Source organism: Paenibacillus antarcticus, from assembly GCF_001637225.1.
GTDB lineage: Bacteria > Bacillota > Bacilli > Paenibacillales > Paenibacillaceae > Paenibacillus_AQ > Paenibacillus_AQ antarcticus.
Genome location: NZ_LVJI01000020.1, coordinates 74209 through 93199, shown reverse-complemented (window position 1 = coordinate 93199; position 18991 = coordinate 74209). Strand labels below are relative to the sequence as shown.

16 protein-coding genes are annotated in these 18991 nt (G+C 41.4%); 3 read left to right on the top strand and 13 right to left on the bottom strand.

Annotated features, from left to right (window positions below):
* Window positions 1-190: 190 nt before the first annotated feature.
* The 13 genes from PBAT_RS15585 to PBAT_RS15525 form a co-directional block, all read right to left on the bottom strand.
* Entirely contained in the window at window positions 191-907 is a 717-nt protein-coding gene (locus tag PBAT_RS15585; RefSeq protein WP_068650887.1) for a stalk domain-containing protein, read from the bottom strand.
* A gap of 26 nt (window positions 908-933) precedes the next feature.
* Window positions 934-2139, bottom strand: a complete 1206-nt coding sequence (locus PBAT_RS15580) for a hypothetical protein (protein WP_068650886.1) — start codon at window positions 2137-2139, stop codon at window positions 934-936.
* A 269-nt stretch (window positions 2140-2408) separates the two neighbouring features.
* Window positions 2409-3911, bottom strand: a complete 1503-nt coding sequence (locus tag PBAT_RS15575) for a sensor histidine kinase (RefSeq protein WP_068650885.1) — start codon at window positions 3909-3911, stop codon at window positions 2409-2411.
* Window position 3912: 1 nt separating this feature from the next.
* Complete coding sequence (locus PBAT_RS15570; RefSeq protein ID WP_068650884.1) at window positions 3913-4605, bottom strand: response regulator transcription factor; 693 nt, start codon at window positions 4603-4605, stop codon at window positions 3913-3915.
* Window positions 4606-4846: 241 nt separating this feature from the next.
* Entirely contained in the window at window positions 4847-6235 is a 1389-nt protein-coding gene (locus tag PBAT_RS15565; RefSeq protein ID WP_246168814.1) for an MATE family efflux transporter, read from the bottom strand.
* Between the two features lie 174 nt (window positions 6236-6409).
* On the bottom strand, window positions 6410-7066 hold the full coding sequence (locus PBAT_RS15560; RefSeq protein ID WP_068650883.1) for a M48 family metallopeptidase: 657 nt from the start codon (window positions 7064-7066) through the stop codon (window positions 6410-6412).
* 341 nt (window positions 7067-7407) lie between these two features.
* Entirely contained in the window at window positions 7408-8643 is a 1236-nt protein-coding gene (locus tag PBAT_RS15555) for an alpha-L-fucosidase (RefSeq protein WP_248912433.1), read from the bottom strand.
* A gap of 418 nt (window positions 8644-9061) precedes the next feature.
* The gene (locus PBAT_RS15550; protein ID WP_068650881.1) at window positions 9062-10510 is read right to left on the bottom strand and encodes an RICIN domain-containing protein; all 1449 of its coding nucleotides are present in this window, start codon (window positions 10508-10510) and stop codon (window positions 9062-9064) included.
* Window positions 10511-10653: 143 nt separating this feature from the next.
* Window positions 10654-12222, bottom strand: coding sequence for a response regulator (locus tag PBAT_RS15545; RefSeq protein WP_068650880.1), 1569 nt, complete (start codon window positions 12220-12222; stop codon window positions 10654-10656).
* The gene (locus PBAT_RS15540) at window positions 12200-13999 is read right to left on the bottom strand and encodes a sensor histidine kinase (protein WP_068650879.1); all 1800 of its coding nucleotides are present in this window, start codon (window positions 13997-13999) and stop codon (window positions 12200-12202) included. Before PBAT_RS15540 ends, PBAT_RS15545 begins: the two co-directional genes overlap by 23 nt.
* Window positions 14000-14119: 120 nt before the next feature.
* Window positions 14120-15793 (bottom strand): extracellular solute-binding protein, encoded by a 1674-nt coding sequence (locus PBAT_RS15535; protein WP_068650878.1) that lies wholly within the window; start codon window positions 15791-15793, stop codon window positions 14120-14122.
* 58 nt (window positions 15794-15851) lie between these two features.
* Window positions 15852-16745, bottom strand: a complete 894-nt coding sequence (locus PBAT_RS15530) for a carbohydrate ABC transporter permease (protein ID WP_068650877.1) — start codon at window positions 16743-16745, stop codon at window positions 15852-15854.
* 15 nt (window positions 16746-16760) lie between these two features.
* The gene (locus PBAT_RS15525; RefSeq protein WP_169810128.1) at window positions 16761-17714 is read right to left on the bottom strand and encodes an ABC transporter permease; all 954 of its coding nucleotides are present in this window, start codon (window positions 17712-17714) and stop codon (window positions 16761-16763) included.
* A gap of 93 nt (window positions 17715-17807) precedes the next feature.
* Here PBAT_RS15525 and PBAT_RS15520 point away from each other — a divergent pair, with 93 nt between their 5' ends.
* The 3 genes from PBAT_RS15520 to PBAT_RS26400 all read left to right on the top strand — a co-directional run bounded on the left by PBAT_RS15520 (window position 17808) and on the right by PBAT_RS26400 (window position 18708).
* The gene (locus PBAT_RS15520; protein ID WP_068650876.1) at window positions 17808-18125 is read left to right on the top strand and encodes a recombinase family protein; all 318 of its coding nucleotides are present in this window, start codon (window positions 17808-17810) and stop codon (window positions 18123-18125) included.
* Window positions 18126-18140: 15 nt separating this feature from the next.
* The gene (locus PBAT_RS15515) at window positions 18141-18389 is read left to right on the top strand and encodes a recombinase family protein (protein WP_149466289.1); all 249 of its coding nucleotides are present in this window, start codon (window positions 18141-18143) and stop codon (window positions 18387-18389) included.
* Between the two features lie 124 nt (window positions 18390-18513).
* Entirely contained in the window at window positions 18514-18708 is a 195-nt protein-coding gene (locus PBAT_RS26400) for a recombinase family protein (protein ID WP_084403133.1), read from the top strand.
* Window positions 18709-18991 lie beyond the last annotated feature (283 nt).

The window sequence follows — 18991 nt, the reverse complement described above, 5'->3', positions numbered from 1 at the left end:
TTAGTAAAGATTTTAAAAAGATCCAAGGATGGTTTGATACTTACGGATCTGGCCAAGTTAACATTCCAACGAAATAATCGAAATCACATTGTTAAATCAAGATTATTACTTACCAAGGTAGAACATCCCAATCAATTTAAAGCCTAAAAAGCTGCACCAACGAATTCGTTGGTGCAGCTTTTTAGTGTTATTACTTCAGTTTCGCTACACTCACAGCTATCTTCTCGATTTGCGCCTTGCTTAAGGAATGATCTTCTGATCTGATAGTCACGATCCGATCGTCAACTTTGAAGCCTAACATTGGCGTTTTATCAGGTGTATACCACTTCGCTTGAGTGCCATTTGATAGTGTAACAGGCTTGCTCTCATAACCATCCGAGTAATCTCTCGGTGAAACATTTACGGTCATATGATTAAATCTCAGGGTCACACCATCTTCTGAAGCACCCGTCTTCAAATAGGTATCTCCCTTAATCATCTGTTGTGGAGCATATGCGGTTTCGAAATGTTCGAAATTAGCAAACGCCTTCGTCATCTCTTTGATCTGCTCCTTGCTATACTTCACCTCTGTTACACTCACACTCACTTGCGGCGTCGTGGTTCCTCCAGATTGACTGGTTCCAATCAGCACCTGACCCGTCTTACTGTCATACTGAACCGGGACTTTCAACACATCCGCTAATGCTCGCACAGGTAGATAAGTTGTATTTTGATACGTGATTGGAGCAAGTTGTTTACCATTACTATCTGTTGGAGTATAAGTAGTCCCATTTACTTTCAACCCAATACTATGATTAAGATATGCCGTGATCTTCTGCATATTACTTCCTGCATAGACACCCGCAGCACCCGATACTGTCATTCCGATTACAACCAAAGACATCATAGACTTTCTGATTTTTAACATCATATTTTTCCCCGTTTCATTATTTCTTATTTAAAATCAATAACCTGTGTAACAATGATCGATTTCTTGTCTTCAATCGTGATGCCCAGCCGTTTGCCAGATGGGCTCCATGTCAGTGGATACTGAGGGTTGTAGGACATCCCAACTGGCGAGTAAGATGAACCCATGGGCGATACCTTACCCGAAGTGGAGTCGAAAATATACACGCCATTCATCCCATTCTTGTCCGTTGTATACACATCGAATGCAAGCCTTGATGAATCTGGTGACCAGGCTAAATAAGACATCAATTCGCCTTTTGCGATTTCAGAACCTTTCATATTACCTGCGGAATCGTAGATGAGTAGCTCAGTACCTGACTTGCCGGGAGCACTTACGGTAGTTACTGCAATATGCTTACTATCTGGTGATATCTCGAAGTCCCATACCCCCTCTACGAGGATGGATGGCTGTGTCTTCCCCGCCTCCAAACCTTTTAAGTTATTCTTCGAATCCGTATAGTAAATACGACCATCGCTCACAGTGAAGCGATTAAATATTTCATTAACATCTTTATCTTCAATTGCTAACTTTGTGGATGTACCATCCGTGGCAATTTGGCGTATATCGCCGCGTCCTTCCATAGAACCTGCTGCAAGAATGTACGTATCCTTATTCAACCAACCGCCCATTTCCATATAGTTATCGCCCTTTACGGCAATACTTTTACCTGTACTCAAGTCCTTAATGAAATTATCTGCCGTATACTTATCCAACCACTTCTGAATGAAGCTAAATTTACCATCCGGTGATAGGGTCTCTTTAACGATCTTTAGAGACGGCTGATGGTCCATTACATCTCGCTGTTCCTCAGTACTTAAGTCAACAATCGACGTTGTGTACGAATATTTCGGTTCCTCTGTATTCGTCCCAACTTTCAGTAATTTCGTTGTATTAATCCTAACCTCATTGTCCGAGAGCCAAGCTTCGATGTTTGAGCCTTCGAGTCGGTGAATTCGTTCTACAGCCAATTCTTGATTATCTTTCTGTGCAGACCCCGCTACAACTGTAAGCTTGCGACCACTTCCACCTGCTGTATTGCCTGAACTGACCTGAGCATCTGTTCCCGTCTGATTGTTACTCGGTGTAACCGTGGTGACCCTCTCATGGGAGGATTGGCAGGCAATCAATGTAACCAAAAGGGTCATAACTGACAACAGTTTCACACGATTCTTTCGATTTATGCGTTTCATACAAATCCTCCAGTGTTATCACTTCGATTAGGGAGCATATAGCCCGAATCTCAAGCAGCCTTGCGATGTTCTCCCTTCTTCAACTATCCCTGTTAACTACAGTATAGATTCGAGATATCTCGAAAATATATCTGACTTGTAAACAACTTGTAAACAATGTCCCCCTAAACATGTAGAAACGGCTACGCCGTCCTTCTCCAAGGACAGCACCCGTTTCAAAGGAATATAATAAAGCCCAGACTCCATATAGTCTGGACTTTCATGTATCGTCATCGTCCGTCTGTATTCAGATGATCCATTGGTAGTTTGATTTCAAAACGCGAACCGCTCGGTCCAGAACTCACGAGCCTAACTAAGCCATTCTGCTTCTCAGCTAGACTGCGCACAAGGGACAATCCGAGTCCCGTGCCTCCATGCGCCCTAGACCGATCACCGCTTACCGTATAGAAGGGATCAAATATCCTGCTGTGCGCTTCCATTGGAATGCCGATACCCGTATCCACTACTTCTATTACCATATACCCTTCGCTGTTTGAACCTTTCACCAAATGGTTAGAAAGGGTAACTGTTCCGCCAGGCTTGTTATATTTCACAGCGTTATCTAGTACATTAAGCACCATATGCATCATATTCTCCGGATCAGCCCATACCGTTCCTTCTCTTAAATGAGCTTCCATCGTGACCCCATGTCTTTCCGCCTTTATCTGAAGGCGGTTCACCGCTTCTTGAAGCAGTGGCAACACCTCAACAACTTTCGCCTTTGTCTCGAATTCATAGATATCCATGGACGATAACTGTAGCGCTATCTCTATCAGTCCATATAAGCGTTCCGCTTCCTTACCAATTTGCATTCTGGCTTCTTCCAATAGTGATGGATCATCACGATAGATCTCTAGGAGATCAGCATACGCTAGAATTGAAGTCAGTGGTGTCTTCAGCTCATGGCTAATATTACCGATGAACTGTTTCTGTTGCTGTTCCAACTCTTGTAATCGTACGATAGCGTCCAGTAACTTCAACTTTTCTTCCGTAAGCTGGCTGAGCGAGGTTGCGATACTTCCGCTCATCTCGTAAATTCCTTGAGCAAGCTCTCCCAGCTCGTCCCTTCTCTTTACCGGAGGAACAATGAGATACTTTCCTTCCCCAATCTGTTTAGCGGCATTGTTCAATTTCGCAATCACATTCACCTGGCGCCTGACATACAAGTATCCGATTAAGAATCCCGCTACTAGAACTGCTGCACCAGTAACAATGAATAAGTTCTGAATCCGTGAATAGAAGGCATATTGATCTGCAAGCGATGCATGAAATTGTACAGTCCCAAGTCGCTCATCTGCATTATATAGTGGAGCCAAATACAGCAGTTGTTCTCCTTCTGTTATATAGACAGACTGTCCCTTCGCGGTATATTCGAGCCCATCCTTAACATCTGTTCTAGCCTGAATCGGAAGTGAAGTGCCTGCGAACGAGCCGTCAGCTTTATATAGCGTGATCGCCATACCGCTCTGTGCACCCAGATCAACCGCTAGCCGCTGTGCGCTCCGTTGCATGAATAGATCTGGCGTTATTCTTGTTCCCGTCAGGAATTCCTGCCTCACTCTCAAATTAGCATTTGCCGATTCATGAGCAAATGACTGTTCCAAACGATTACGTTGATCCTCACGTATTCCCGCAAGCACCATGGTACTGAGCACAACCAGAACAGATGTAAGCAACAAGGCAAGTAGCAACGCTAGCTTGCCCTTTAAGCCTATGTTTATTTTTCTCTTCATATTATGTAGTCTCCGTACTTTTGTATCCAATGCCATATACCGTTTGGATCACTCCGTGCAGTTCACCCAGTTTCTTGCGTAATCTCTGCACGTGAATATCAACCGTACGTGTCCCACCCACAAAATTCATATCCCATACTTGCTCAAGTAACGCTTCTCTGGAATATACACGCTCAGGATTACGTGCCAGTAGCACAAGTAAATCAAATTCTTTCGGCGTAAGATCAAGCTGTTGCCCCTCCATGCGAACTGTGCGACTGAACAATTCTATGTTGAGGCTCGCCAGTTGAATCTCCTCTTGATTGCGGGACAATTGTCCTACGGCATCATTAACACGTCTACGCGATAATGCCTTCACTCTAGCCGTGATTTCCCGTATATCGAAAGGTTTCGTCATATAATCATCTGCACCAAGCTCTAGCCCTAACACTTTATCTACAATATCATTCTTAACGGTCAATAGAAGAATCGCCGGTCGTTGTTGTCGATCTGCAAGCTTACGACAGACATCATATCCACTGAGTCGTGGCATCATCACATCCAGCACCATCACATCAGGCTTGAATATTTCTACTCGATCAAGAGCCTCTTGCCCATCTCCTGCCGTTTCTACCGTATATCCTTCTCTGCGAAGCGCATAAGCTAAGGCGCTAGCAATGCTAACTTCATCATCTACTATGAGCACTTTCGTCATGGATTAATCCTCCTTCACTTGTTATAGGATTGATTATGAAACCCTGACGCACTTATCTTGACTATTTCGTCATCGTACTGCAAGTATAAATTAACCTGACCTATAATATCAAAACACAAATAACCATGACTTCATTAGGGCGCTTCTCACTAGAATAAATATATCTATTTATGTCACAGTAGAGCAAAAAAGAGCTGTCGATTAGACAGCTCAGGAACGAGGTGAAAGAACCATATTTCATTTAAATCAACTTATGCGCATACCATTTATCCCCTTTGAATCGTAATCCAAAGATCAATCCACGAACGCCCCATTCAGCAACCATAGCTACCCATACACCCATAATACCGAAACCAAGTGTAATCCCTAAAATATACCCTAGTATGACGCGGAACGCCCACATAGATAACAGCGAAGTGATCGACGTATATTTCGAATCTCCAGCTGCTCGTAAGGCTGAAGGTAGAACGAAGCTAAATGACCATAATAAAGGTTGAGCAATTGATATTAACAATGTAAGTGCAAAAATCGAAGGTATAATGTCTTCTGGTGGAGAGAACAATTTCACAATCAATGGGAACAATGGCAATATGATTAACGTTACGATCACGAAGAACACCGTGGAAAGTCCGAGAAAAGATTTAATGAACTTCCTTGCATCCTCAACGTTCTTTCGCCCGATACACTGACCGACAACCGTTACGACGGCAACGCTGAGTGCACTCCCCCCGATCTGAAATAATAGTGATATCGAGCCGCTGATCGCGTTCACTGTCATTGCAATCGTCCCTAACTGAACAATAAACGTCTGCGTCAATAGTTTACCGCCATTGAAAAACATCTGTTCTGCTGCAAATGGAATCCCAATGAACATAATTTTCTTTAGAATCGAAAAATTCAATCTTAGTGCATTTCTTAATTTGAAACCTAACGTATGATTATATTTCGTCAAATAGATCAACGAAGTAACCATTCCCAATACTCTTGCTAGAATCATCGAGATCACTAGCCCCATGACACCCATATCAAAAATACTGATTAACACGATATTTAAACATAAGTAAGTTATATTCATTATTAGTGATAAACCCAAGCACGCTTTGGTCTCTGCAACCCCGCGAAGTACGCCACTCACTGCTTGAAATATCGCTATAAATGGATAAGAGATACAACTACCGATAAGAAAAATCTTTGCATTGTTAAATACTTCAGCATCCGCATTGCCAAATAGTAAATTTAAGGTAGGTGTATGGAACACGATAACGAACGTACTAATCAGCACGGATAACATGGCAACTGCAGTTATGGCTTGCGAAGCAGCTTTCGCTACCATCTCTTGATTCCCACTACCTTTATATTGCGCCACAATGACCGTACCACCTGTCGCCACCGCGACAAATACATTAATCAAGAAAATATTCAGCGAATCTACCATACTCACAGCACTAACTGCTGCAATCCCCGAGGAACTTATCATCGCAGTATTCAGCAAGCTCATCAGAATAATAAAAGCTTGGTCTACAAAAATGGGAATAATGATTGCAATAATTTGTTTGTAATCCATCGAGTCCCCAGTAAAATACTTGTTTAGCAAAAAAACTGTTTTAAGTTTAATATTCGGTCTTCGTATATTCACCGTATCATCTTCTTTGCCTGGAATATGTCGAGATTCATCGTTTAGGGTCGAACTACTTTGCATATTATACCACTACTATACAAAGAGTGCTGTGAAGAGTGTTACGCCAATAATCTCGTAGGTAATAACAAAAACGGCTACATTTTTTTCAAAATGCAACCGTCCTAATTAAAGCGTCATGGATCGTCCATTCCTAGCTAAATACTCTTCTTTTTCCTTATAATCGGGCATTATGCTACCCACACGTCTCCAAAATGATCGATCATGATTCATATGCATCAGATGACATAGTTCATGAATGATCACATAATCTATCACTTCAATTGGAGCCATGGCCAGACGATAATTAAACGTTATTTTTTTATCTGCACTACAACTACCCCATTTGGTATTAGACTCCACGATCTCAATTGATTTAGGGGGCTTTACACCCAATTGTGTTTGATAATTTTTGATTCGTTCCCCAATAATCTTCTTACAGCTTGCGAAATAGAACTTCTTAAGATTTTTTTGTAGTTCTTCTTCTTGTAATTCATGCGTCTCGATTAATTCATTAAGCGAGCACTCTTTGCCAAGATAAAGGAACTTGCCCTCATCTTCGTACTCTCTCGTATTGTGAGCTTCTTGAACTAAAGCAATCTGACGTGACTTCTCTAGTATCCACTTGCCTTGTTGTTGCACAGCTCTAATAATACTCTGTTCACTTGCATCGTTAGGAACTTTAGCCGTAACGAGCCCTGCCGCATCCATATGAATCGTAATCTTCGTTCTATGACCATATTGAACATTATATTCTATAATATTATTTTCAATTTTAATTTTCATAAACACCATCGTTTCTGTAAGGTTATTTCTAGATTCCCAATCTTATTTTATTTTATTTTGATAACTTATTCATTTACAACTCTACTTTTTGCTTTACCACTAAGCATACTTTTATTATACAGCATTAACTGGTTTTTTTCACAAAACAGAAAAGACTTCTACACATTCGTAGAAGTCTTTCTTCATGACTAGTATACTCGGTAATTACCGGTGTCTTGCGTATGTACAGGCTGATCATGTATGACCATTCTATCACTAAGAGGTAGCTAAGTATCGAACGCTCTGGATCCTTCGTGTAATTGAATCCCTCACGATTAAACTTTAATTATTGATCCATCCCGCTACTCCCCAACATAATAGAATGACATGTCATGAATGGAAGGCAGACCTTCCGTCTTCGTAACGGTGAGAATTACACCTTGAACTTTAATTGAAGGAATCCGAATAATCGCCTTATGTCCAATATTTTGTCCTTCATATACCGTAAACGGCCGCTTCGTTTTTTCGGTAATAACACTGATTTGAAAGTTACGGACATGTTCTCCAAGAGTTAAATCTTCTTGAATAACAATATGGTCAAGCAGATGTGGATGCGTCGGCTCATAAATCCATTCCAGTTTGTTCTGCATACATTGTTTCAACGTTGCAATAGGATTCTCAAATCTTCTACGAATTTCCTCTCCCATCGCTTGTAAATGACTAGCGTCTTTAGTCGGTAGTAATCCTTGTCGATCTGGACCAATATTCAGCAATAGGTTAGCGCCCCGTCCTACGGAATAATAGTATAAGCCCATAAGCTGGTCTAGACTTTTGACGGTGTGCTCATCATTATCGCTATAGAACCAATTCTCACGCATCCGTACATCACATTCAGCTGGTAACCACAATTGTTCACCTAACACTTCCTTCTGTTCGGTTAATATAGAAAATTCGGTCGAATCCACAACATTCCAACAAGGAAGTGGCGCAATTCCATCCTCATTCCCTACCCACCGAAAATCAGGATCTCCCATATTAAAAATGGATATATTCGGTTGAAGACGGCGAATTTCATCGATAATTCGTACCCAATCATATTCATGATCTTCAGAACCGCAGCCGTCGAACCAAAGGATATCTATGTCTCCATAGTTACCTAACAACTCTGTAATTTGATTAACGAAATAATCATCGTAAGCCTTTGCATTCTGATATACACCTGCAGACCCGTCAAATGGAGAATAGTATAATCCAGGTTTCATATCATATTTACGACAAGCATCCATGAACTCCTTAACGACATCCCCTTTCCCCTCTTTCCATGAGGATTGCGCTACGGAGAAGTCCGTGTACTTTGAAGGCCAGTTAGAGAATCCATCATGGTGTTTAGCCGTTAATACGGCATACTTCATTCCAGCTTCTTTCGCAGTACGTATCCATTGCTCACAATCTAAATGGATCGGGTTAAATACAGATAGGGACATTTCTCTGGTATCAAAATCAACATAACCTTCATAAAAAGTTCTCAGACCAAAATGCACAAACAAGCCGAACTCCCATTCCTGGTAGGCGAGTTGTTTGGGGGTAGGCTTTATCATCGAATTGACTATCATAAGAGCACCTCATTCTCTCTATCTTGTATTTGTACGATACTCACCGGTGCTAACACCCGTATATCCTTGAAGTTTTTATGAAATCCTGATAGCCCCGAAACTCCAGGAATGTGTCCGCAGCCTGATCCACGCTAAACGTCTTTAACCCGGATTCATTTCAATGTAAGCGCATACCTTTTATTTATAGATATGCGAAAGAACTGCGGCAGGTTTCCGGCCCATAATCAGCTGTTTGCCGTCCGAATACCCCTCTTGGCGTCCGCCCAACTCATGTATGAGCACAGTACGCCAGTATACAATCCGCTGCTGTTGATCCTCATCACGGATTGCATTATACAGCTCCTGTGGATCATGAATCAGTACAAAAAACTGCTCTTCACCCGATTGCGAATACCAGATTGTGTTAGTTGGCGATTGTAATCGACCATTGTTGGTTATTCTGCAACTGATCGTCCCATTGAATCACTTGACCGCTTGGGCTAGTGGACGCACCACTTACATCTGCAGCCTTCAAGCTATTTACGTTCATCATTTTGAAGGTTCCACCCGCTGTGGCTTGCAATGACCATTGCTGGGACAAGCTATCAACGATGCTCGATTGTACAAGTTGATTACCCGGTATCATCGTTCCAGTAGCGACATCTAATGCTTTGCCGCTATACCTATTAATGATTTGGTAGTATCCATTACCGATAGGCACGAACTTCCATTGCTGATTCCATCCGCCGTTATCCGTATATTGAATAGCTGGGGCTCCATCGGAAGTAGATTGACCACTGATATCTAATAATAAACCGCTTTTCAAGTTTTTGATCTTGTACCAGGTATTCTGAGTCACTCCAGTGAAGCTCGAAGGAGTGCTAAACGCACCTGCAGTGGCATCCAGGTTCCATTGGTCGAAATATCCATAACTCAGTATGGTTCCCTCAATTTTGAGTGGCAACCATATATATCGAGAATCTTGCAGATTCGAAGGATTCCAGCGATCTGCCATGTATAGATAAGTCATACCGGTTGTGCCTTGAATTGGCAACACAAACGTGGATTGTGACTGATAATTATTACTATTCCCCACTGTCTGCCAGTCAGACCATGCACCCGACATAGATGTTGCGCTGACGTATTTCTGAATGGTCGGCGTCCACCCCTTTTGTCTGGATGTCAGGATGAAATACTTCCCGTTATCCTTCACAACTGCCGGCGCTTCCAGGTAGACATCATTCCATTGATAGACTAGATTGGTAACACTCAAATAATCCGAACTTAATTTGAAAATAGCGAAATTCGCATTGACATCTGTCGCACCTATCAAATAGGCCGTTCCATCCGTATCTTTCCAAATTGTCATATCTCGAATCTCATGATCAAGCGGTCGATAGGAGCCATGATAGGTCCATGGGCCGGTAATAGATGAACTAGTAGCTACGCCAACTTTTGCATCACAATAGCAAGAATCATCAATATGCATATACATCACATACTTGCTGGTGCTGTCATTGTAAATAATTTTCGGTCTTTCGACGATTCGGTCCAACGTTAAGTCACCTGTGGACTGGGGAGTCAAAGCTTCCCCTTCATAAGTGAAATCCGCGAAATTCGTTGTCGAATAAAGACTAACGCCCCTAAATCGTCCACTATCCGTGATGCCCGTCTTATTCTCACCTACCCAGTAATATTTGTTCCCAACCTGGATCATCCCACCACCATGAGCCTGAATCAAATTCCCAGATGTATCATACCACTTTATGCCTGGAAGAATCGTTTTACTCGCCGCCATTACTTCGGTAGGGATGATCATTGCTGCCATTAGCAACACGACCACCATCCATTTGAAAGACTTTGTTATGGACATATCCTATTACCTCCTCCATTTTTCTAACGATTAAGCGCTTACAAAAATAGTGATACTTACCTCTCACTCCACATCATTCTCCTTCATCTCGACTCTTCTTCATATCACCCCCTTACAGATACAACCGATCACCCCTTCTTGAATTATGAAGATCGAAATTCTCCAGCGCTGACTCCGGTATACTGCTTAAACTTTTTGTAAAACCAATCGATATCCGTATACCCTACCTCAAGTCCGATGCTGTAAATTTTGTTGTTGGTATTTCGCAGATATGTCTTTGCTTTCTCCATTCTGACCTTCATTAAATATTCATTGAAGGATATACCCTCCTCCGATTTGAAGAGCCTCCCCAAATAAGTCGGATTCATATACACCTGCTCAGCAATTTGCTTCAAGCAGATTTGCTGGGCGAATTGCTCATGGGCTAGCTTCTTAACTGTTTCTATCGTTTGTGATGCTTGCGGCTGTTTTCTGTTATTTAGGTGCTCCGCGACTAGTAGACACCTCTCCTCTACCAGCAGAAACAACTCCTCCATCGTCTTGGCTTCCATGATCATTGTGAAATCTTGCAATGGCGTGGCAAAAACAGTATTGAGGCTATTACCATTTTCTTTCACAACACGGTACAAATCTACGAACATTTCAAGTGCTAACGCTTTCATCGATTCTTCGGAATGGCAGCGGATCAATTGGACCCAACGATCTTCTAATAGTTGACTGGCTTCCATAGTGTCATTCCATTTTAGCGCGTCAATGATATGTGAAATGTCGCGTTTCGTGACCGAATCCTCCAAGTCAGACAGGTTGGATGCTTCCCCCGATAGAACACTATTCTTGCCAAAAAGAAACCGCATGTCCAACATTTTATCCGCTCTATGAAAAGATTCAACTACATTCTGTAAAGTATACACAATACTACCGACACCGATCGTAACAGGTACTTTTGCAAATAGACCTATGCATTCCCGCATTTGTTCAGCTTGTTCTCTCACATACTCATCAGATAGTCCATCCCGTTGTCCTATTAGCAACACACCAACATGATCATGATCTTCCTCAAATGCATATCCTTGAGCTCCAATAACATCCTCAATAATATTCCTTACAGCAAAGCGCTTCAGCAAAACATCTGATTCCATTAACCGATTGTCGAGGGAATCCATAAATTCCATATGCACTTTGAATGCACAGAATGCACTATTAGGAGAGCCCGATATACCCACCAAAGGAAAATGTTCAACAACGTCTTCTGCACGAATCAATGCATGTGTCCACTTTTTCAAGATTTGATCTCGCATAGCTTGCACACCGTGATACAGCTGTTTGTCGATCAATTGCAGATGCTCAATTTCCAATTTAATATTTTGCAAAAGCGGCAAGAATTCATCCTCTTCTACAGGCTTTAACAAATAATCCTTCACACCGTATTCGAGGCACCTTTTAACATATTCAAATTCTGCGTAGCCACTCATCATTATGATAGGAATTCGGGAGAACTTTCTGATTTCCTTAACCAGTTCCAACCCATCCATTACAGGCATTTTAATATCGCTGATCACTAAAGAGAAAACTTTCGAGTTCAAAAGCTCCAAAGCTTGCTTGCCGTTTGCTGCCTCTCCCGCTATCTGAAAGCCATACTCGTTCCAATCCAGTAAATACTTCAGAGTCTTTATGGCCCCTGGTTCGTCGTCAATCAACAATACCTGATGCATCGGAGATTCCTCCTCTCATAGCGTATGGTAAGCATGCTGTCACCACCGTCCCTTTGTCATCCGAGCTGTCGATTTGCAGCCCATACTCCATCCCGAATATTTTTTGAATGCGATCTTGAACATTTCGAAGTCCTATATGCTTTGAATCATGCATGTCTATTCCCTGATTCAATATCTCCTTAATTTCATTCAGACGATCCTTGGGAATACAAGGGCCATCATTCTGAACGATCAACTGGTAGTTGTACTCATCGACGATTCGTGCGTAAATCGAAATAGTCGTTTTTTGCTCGTAGTTTTCTACCCCATGTACGACGGCATTCTCTACAAGTGTTTGTAGGATCAGCTTCGGCACCTTCATATCCATGAGGTTCTCCGGAATTCTGATGTCACTGGCCATTCGTTCGCCAAAACGGAAGCGCTGTATGTTTAAATACGTATCCACAATCTCAATTTCATCAGATAGAGGGATCATTTGGCCACTTTTCCCTAATAGATGACGAAATGATTTGGCAAGCAGCTTCACCATTCTGGCATTTTCCCGGTCCCCTTTCTCCAGCAGGTTCCCGCATATCGCATTCAGAACATTGAATAAGTAGTGTGGATGGATTTGGGTTTGCAGTGCGTAAAGCTCACTTTCTTTTGTCTTGATCTCTAATTCCTTCTTTTGAATAACCATTTCATATCCATCGTGAATGAGACGCTCCATACGCCTTACCATGCGGTTATAAGCTATCGTTAGAATGCTAGCTTCATCTTTCCCCTTCACGGAGGTGAGGATCTGGAGATTATCAAGATTCATTTGTTTCATCTTATCCGTCAGTATGCTCAATCGCTTCGTAAATCCATAGGATATGCTGAAGATGATAACAGCGAAAAGAAGGAGAAAGACAATAAATAGAATAAGCGTAAAACGACGCATTTCATTGACTTTAATCGCGAGCTCATCCAAAGGTGTCAGTGAAGCTACCCTCATGCCTCGAACACTATATCGCGAGTTAATCGTTTGGAAGGTAATAAGATAGGATTGATCGTCAATCAAGGCAATTTGGCTTTCGGATTCATCCTGTTGATTATCATGAAGAAATGGGTAGTCCTGCAGTTTCATTCCCACGACATTCTGCCGAAAGCTGTCCATGATCGCAGTTCCATCTTCCAGAAAAACGATGAATCGTGTCCTCTTACTCTCTTTCGCTATCAAATTATATATCGTTTGCATATTGATATCTAACGACACGAACAATCGAGCATCTGTCTTATATTTATTCAATCTTTGCGTCAATCTCAGAAAGTTCAGATGATAATACTCATCTTCTCCTTCGTATGACCAATAATTGTTTAATTTGTTATTGATCATCATTTGATACCAGGAACTTTGTTTCATATCATTATTAATCAGTTTGACATTGGGAAATTGATAGGTTGCATTCTCGGTAAAGAATGTCATTCGAAATATATTTCTAGAGCCTGTTATCGATTTGGTGAAAGGGCTCAAGTAATCATCATAGGATTGTTGAGTATCAGCAAAATCAGAATATATCGTAAGCATCTTGGCTTGTAAGTCTTCATTTAGAAATAAAAAATCCGTGACCTGTTCATAGGATTGTAATAAACTATCAATATTTTGAGTGAACTGGGAAGTGGAATGTACCGCGTTTTCTGATATTTTCTCGAATACGAACTGATTATAAGATCTCAGGATATAGTAAATTAAACAACCCAAAAAGAGAGCCACAACAATCATGGTAAGCAGAAAGAAACTAGTTCTTATTTTCATAACTTTTGATCACCGTCCTGTCATTCCTTTGCATCTCTTCATTATAATACAAAGGGCCAGGAAATGAATTATACCGGCCCCATCTTTTTCAATTATTCTCTAATGCTCAAATATAAGCTACTATTGACCCATGGCTTTGTTGTACTCGTCGACAACTACTTTCCATGCTTTGTTATACATTTCCTCCAATTCTTTCTGTCCGGAAGATTCGATTAATTTCTTGTACTTTTCCCAATCTTTGTCGAAATTCTTGGACATCACTAGCTTAGGTGATTCACGATCCCATACTTGCTGAATTCTCTTGGAAAGGGCAGCAGCGCCTTCTGGTTCTGCGATTTGCCACAAGAATGAAGGAACATATTCAAGTGGTGGCAAGAAGTCGGCCCAAGTATCTTTTTTGTAAGCAGCAAGCACTTCTTTCGTCACATCATCATATCCACGTATCATATACTCTTTGGTCAATGGCGTTGCATAATCTCCATCATCCAACTTAGCTCCATGCCCGAAGGAGAATCGATTATAGTTATTCCCAAGCCCTTGCTTCCAATTATAGTCGGAATCGGCGGCCATCTTTTGGATGATTTCATCGCTTCTAAAGCGTTTCCCATCCTTGATTTCATAATCGACGCCTTCAATCCCCCAGCTGATCAACTTCTGTCCTTCATCTGTAAATAAATAATCAATAAATTGAATGACACGTTCCGGATGTTTGTTATTCTTCGATATCGCCCAGTTGTTATTGGACCAAGTTGGTGTAAATGCATTAGAATGATCCTCTACATTTGCATCGAATAGAATTGGAAGCTTCGCATATTGACGGTTAAGATTGCCTGATGACTTAATCGAACTCTCTGGCGCTGATAAGAACCACTCAGGATAATATCCAGCTAGGATGCGTCCTTGTGCAATTTTGGATGGAGCCGTATCGTAAGTGAGCGTGAAGATTTCTTTATCAAGCAGACCCTCCGCATAAAGCTTATTCAAGAATTGATAGTACTTTTTGCTATTGTCTGAGACAAGGTTCAAATGTACTTGATTCTCGCTGTCAATGATGAAATTCCCATGGTCAGGCTGTCCTCCTGCACTAAGAGTTGGGTTATTGTATACAAAGTTAGATCCAATACCAGAAAACGGGATGGTTGGCTGACCATCGATCGTCGGATGTTTCTTATAATACTCAAATAACACATCGTAAAGTTGATCTAAGGTCTTAATCTCTGGATATCCCGCTTCCTTCAACACCTCGTATTGAATTGCAAAATTCGCCTGTGAATTTGCTGGTGTTTCTGTGGCCGTTTGAACGTTGTACAATGAATAGATATGTCCATCGGCATCTTTTAACAAGTTATAGAACTTCCCGAATTTCTTTTTGATATTCGGACCATACTGCTCAATTAAGTCTTCAAGAGGCATAAGCGCACCAGCATCCCGATATTTACCGAGGACTCTTGGTTGAAGGCTCAAGACTTCCGGGTAATCGCCAGAAGCTAACCACAGATCATACTTTTGTTGAGCAACATCGGATCCCCCAATGATTGGGATATACTCAAATGAAACGCCTGTTGTTTCTGTCAGCTTTTTGGAAATGGGCGTGTCCCATCTCGCTTGGGGATCTGTAGTGTTAATTTTGAACGTAATGGCTTCTGGTGTAGATGGTTTGTCATCGGTCGTTGATACTGGAGTGTTGGTCTCTGTTGTACCTGTCAGATCGTCCTCTTTCTCACTCTTACTGCATCCTACAATGAGTAGTACAATAAGTAATACCGACATGAATAATCCTAGCTTTCTTTTCACATTCGACACCCTTCCCCTTATTATTTATCATCAAAGACAATAGATTGCCTTGCGATAACTATTCCTTCATGGCTCCCAAGGTAATACCTTTGACGAAGTATTTCTGTAGAAATGGATAGACTAATAAAATCGGCAGCGTAACAATGATCGTCAACGTTGCTCGAATAGATTCCGGGCTCGTTGTATTGACTAACGTTGCATCAATATGACCCGTGGACGAAGCACTACCTGTAACTTGACTAATGGATTGCATTAATATTTTCATAAGTTCGAACTGAAGCAGTGATAGATTCTGTGATGTGTTATATAAATAATTGTCGAACCAAGAATTCCAATGTCCAACAGAGATAAATAAAGTAATGGTTGCGATAACCGGCATGCTTATCGGCACAAGTACGCGGAATAGAATCTGGAAATCACTTGCACCATCTATTCTAGCGGATTCAGATAACCCTTCAGGTAATTGGTCAAAGTAGCTACGAACGATGAGAACGTTGAAGGCACTGATCAATCCTGGAAGAATATATACTAGAAATGTATCGGTCAAATGTAAATCCTTGATTAGTATATAGAAAGGAATCAGCCCACCGCTCACATACATGCTCATGACCATGACCAACGTGAGTATTTTGCGAAGCTTATAATCCCGTCGACTAAGTGTATACGCTAGCATTGTTGTCATAAACACGGATAGTAGAGTTCCAATTACGGTCCGCAACAAGGAGCGAACAGCGGCGGATAATAGCTGAGGGTTCGAGAAAACGATTTCGTAATTGCTTGTTGTCCAAACTCTTGGAAGGATTCGAATGCCTCCCTTGACGGTATCTAGCGACTCATTAAGCGATATGGCCATGAGATTCAGAAATGGATATAACGTAATGATGCCGATCAGCAACAGGAAGCTATAATTGAAGATATTAAATAGGACACTGCTTAAAGGTCTTCCCCTCAAAATGGTTCCTCCCTTCTAGAATATTTTACCTTGATCTAATTTTCTTGCCAGGAAATTGACGGACAATACAAGAATAATACTGACAATCGATTTGAAAATACTGATCGCCACCCCTAGAGAGTAGTCGCCAATACTAAAGGCATAATTCATCGCATATAGGTCGAGTACCTGGGAATATTCAATAACAAGGTTACTTCCTAACAAAAACTGAGATTCAAATCCACTGGATAATATCCAACCTGTATTTAATATCAACAGCATCATTGCGGTCGGTATTAAGCCGGGAATAGAGATATGCCGCATCTTGCTGAACCTTCCTGCACCATCAACTGAAGCGGCTTCATATAGTTCGGTATTAACCCCTCCTAGTACAGCCAGATAGATGATTGTACTCCAGCCCAACTCCTTCCATAGGCCAGCAAATGTATGGATCCACCAGAACCATTTGCCCTCGGCCATGAAGTATATCGGCTCATTAATGATTCCTGCTGTCATAAGAAGTTCGTTTATAAAACCTCCATCCGGAGAAAGTCCCACCAAGATAATATTAGCTATGACGATCCAAGATACGAAATGCGGAATGTAAGTGATCGTTTGAATCGTGCGTTTGAACAATGAGAATTTAACTTCATTCAACAACAATGCAAGTACAATCGCACCAACGAAACCGGCACCAAGACTCATGATACTCATCACCAACGTGTTCCTCAGAACCTCATAGAAAATAGGGTCTTTGAACAACGTTCTAAACGTATCCAATCCAGTGAATTCGCTTCCAAATACCCCCTTGGCAGGAGAATACTTCTGAAAGGCCATTATCCAACCCCACAAGGGAACGTAACTGAACAATATCAGAATCAGCATCGCAGGGATCGACATGATGATTAACTGGTATTGGGATTTAGCAGTGGATAACCATCCTTTTGAGGGCTTTTGAATTCGAGTGGAAGTCTTAATTACTCTCTCTATTGTTCTCACCTCCTTCGTTTCCTTTATTTTGCATGCAAAAGAGTACAGAAACAACCGGATGCACGATAGGAGAACCCCTGACAAACCATACATGTGGAGCTTAATATTGCAAACAGCACAAAATCTAGAGTGAAGGAACACCCAACTGATGACCTGAATCCCTGTGTAAGAATAGTTCTCATCACCCTCATAAGAATTTCTATTCAAGACAACAAAGATGAAGCAGGAGATATTGAACAAAATGAATACAATTATTATACCAACGGCTTGTGTATTTCATATTTACAAGTTTCTAAGCCCCCGGAACAAAAGCAAATTTTGTTAGCGTTAAACATAGCTAGGGAACAAGGCTTTACAGTGGTAGAACGGTATATTGACATTGGCATTAGCGGTTCAGGCATGAAAAATTGAGCCGAGATATTAGGGTTGCTTGATGACACTAAAAACAAGAAATTTGATATGGTTATCCCTAAGTCCGTTTCACGTCTTGGACGAACTACTCTTATCAGTCTGCAATTAGAGAACTTACCTTTGCGCTTAATCTTACCAGAGGATATCTATGATACTGAAACAAGCAAGAGTTGGATTATGTTCAACCTAAAGGCTGTACTTGCAGAGAAAGAAAACTCTAATCTATCTGAGCACATTAAACTAGGACTCAAAGCTAGTGAGTGAGAAGGGACGCGCAGTGTGTCGTTATCGCCCTACGGCTCACTGTCAATCCCGTAACCAAAAGGCTTGAGATTAGGCTCCTATTGTGAAGGAGATTTTCAGACTCTATTTACATGAAGGTTGGTGAATGTTTAAGATCTGTAACCTTTTCATGAGAGGAGCGACTCCAACACCTATAACTACGACTGGTGCGGCTAACAGTCGAACCAAATGGCATCAAAACACTGTAAAGGGTAGCCTGAACAATCCAATTTACACGGGAAAGATAGTCTTCCATCGCAAAAGAATTAAAGAGAGTTGTCAAAGAATTAACCCGACTTGACCAACACTTTGACACGTTGCTAGGTCTTCACGTTGAGGAAGCTAAAGGAGATTCGTTCGATGAGCGTAAAAGTGAAATTAACCCACTGAAAGGTCGTCCTCACACGTCCTTTGGAAGCATAGAAGAGGAACGAGACTACTTGAAAGCACAGATGGACTACTTAAAAAAGCGGTATCCAAATCTAGTAAAGGAGAAGCCCCATCAAAAAATGGTCACCGATATTACCTATATTTCCGACTGAACCAACTTTCATTACTTATCCGTCATTCAAGATCTATTCAAT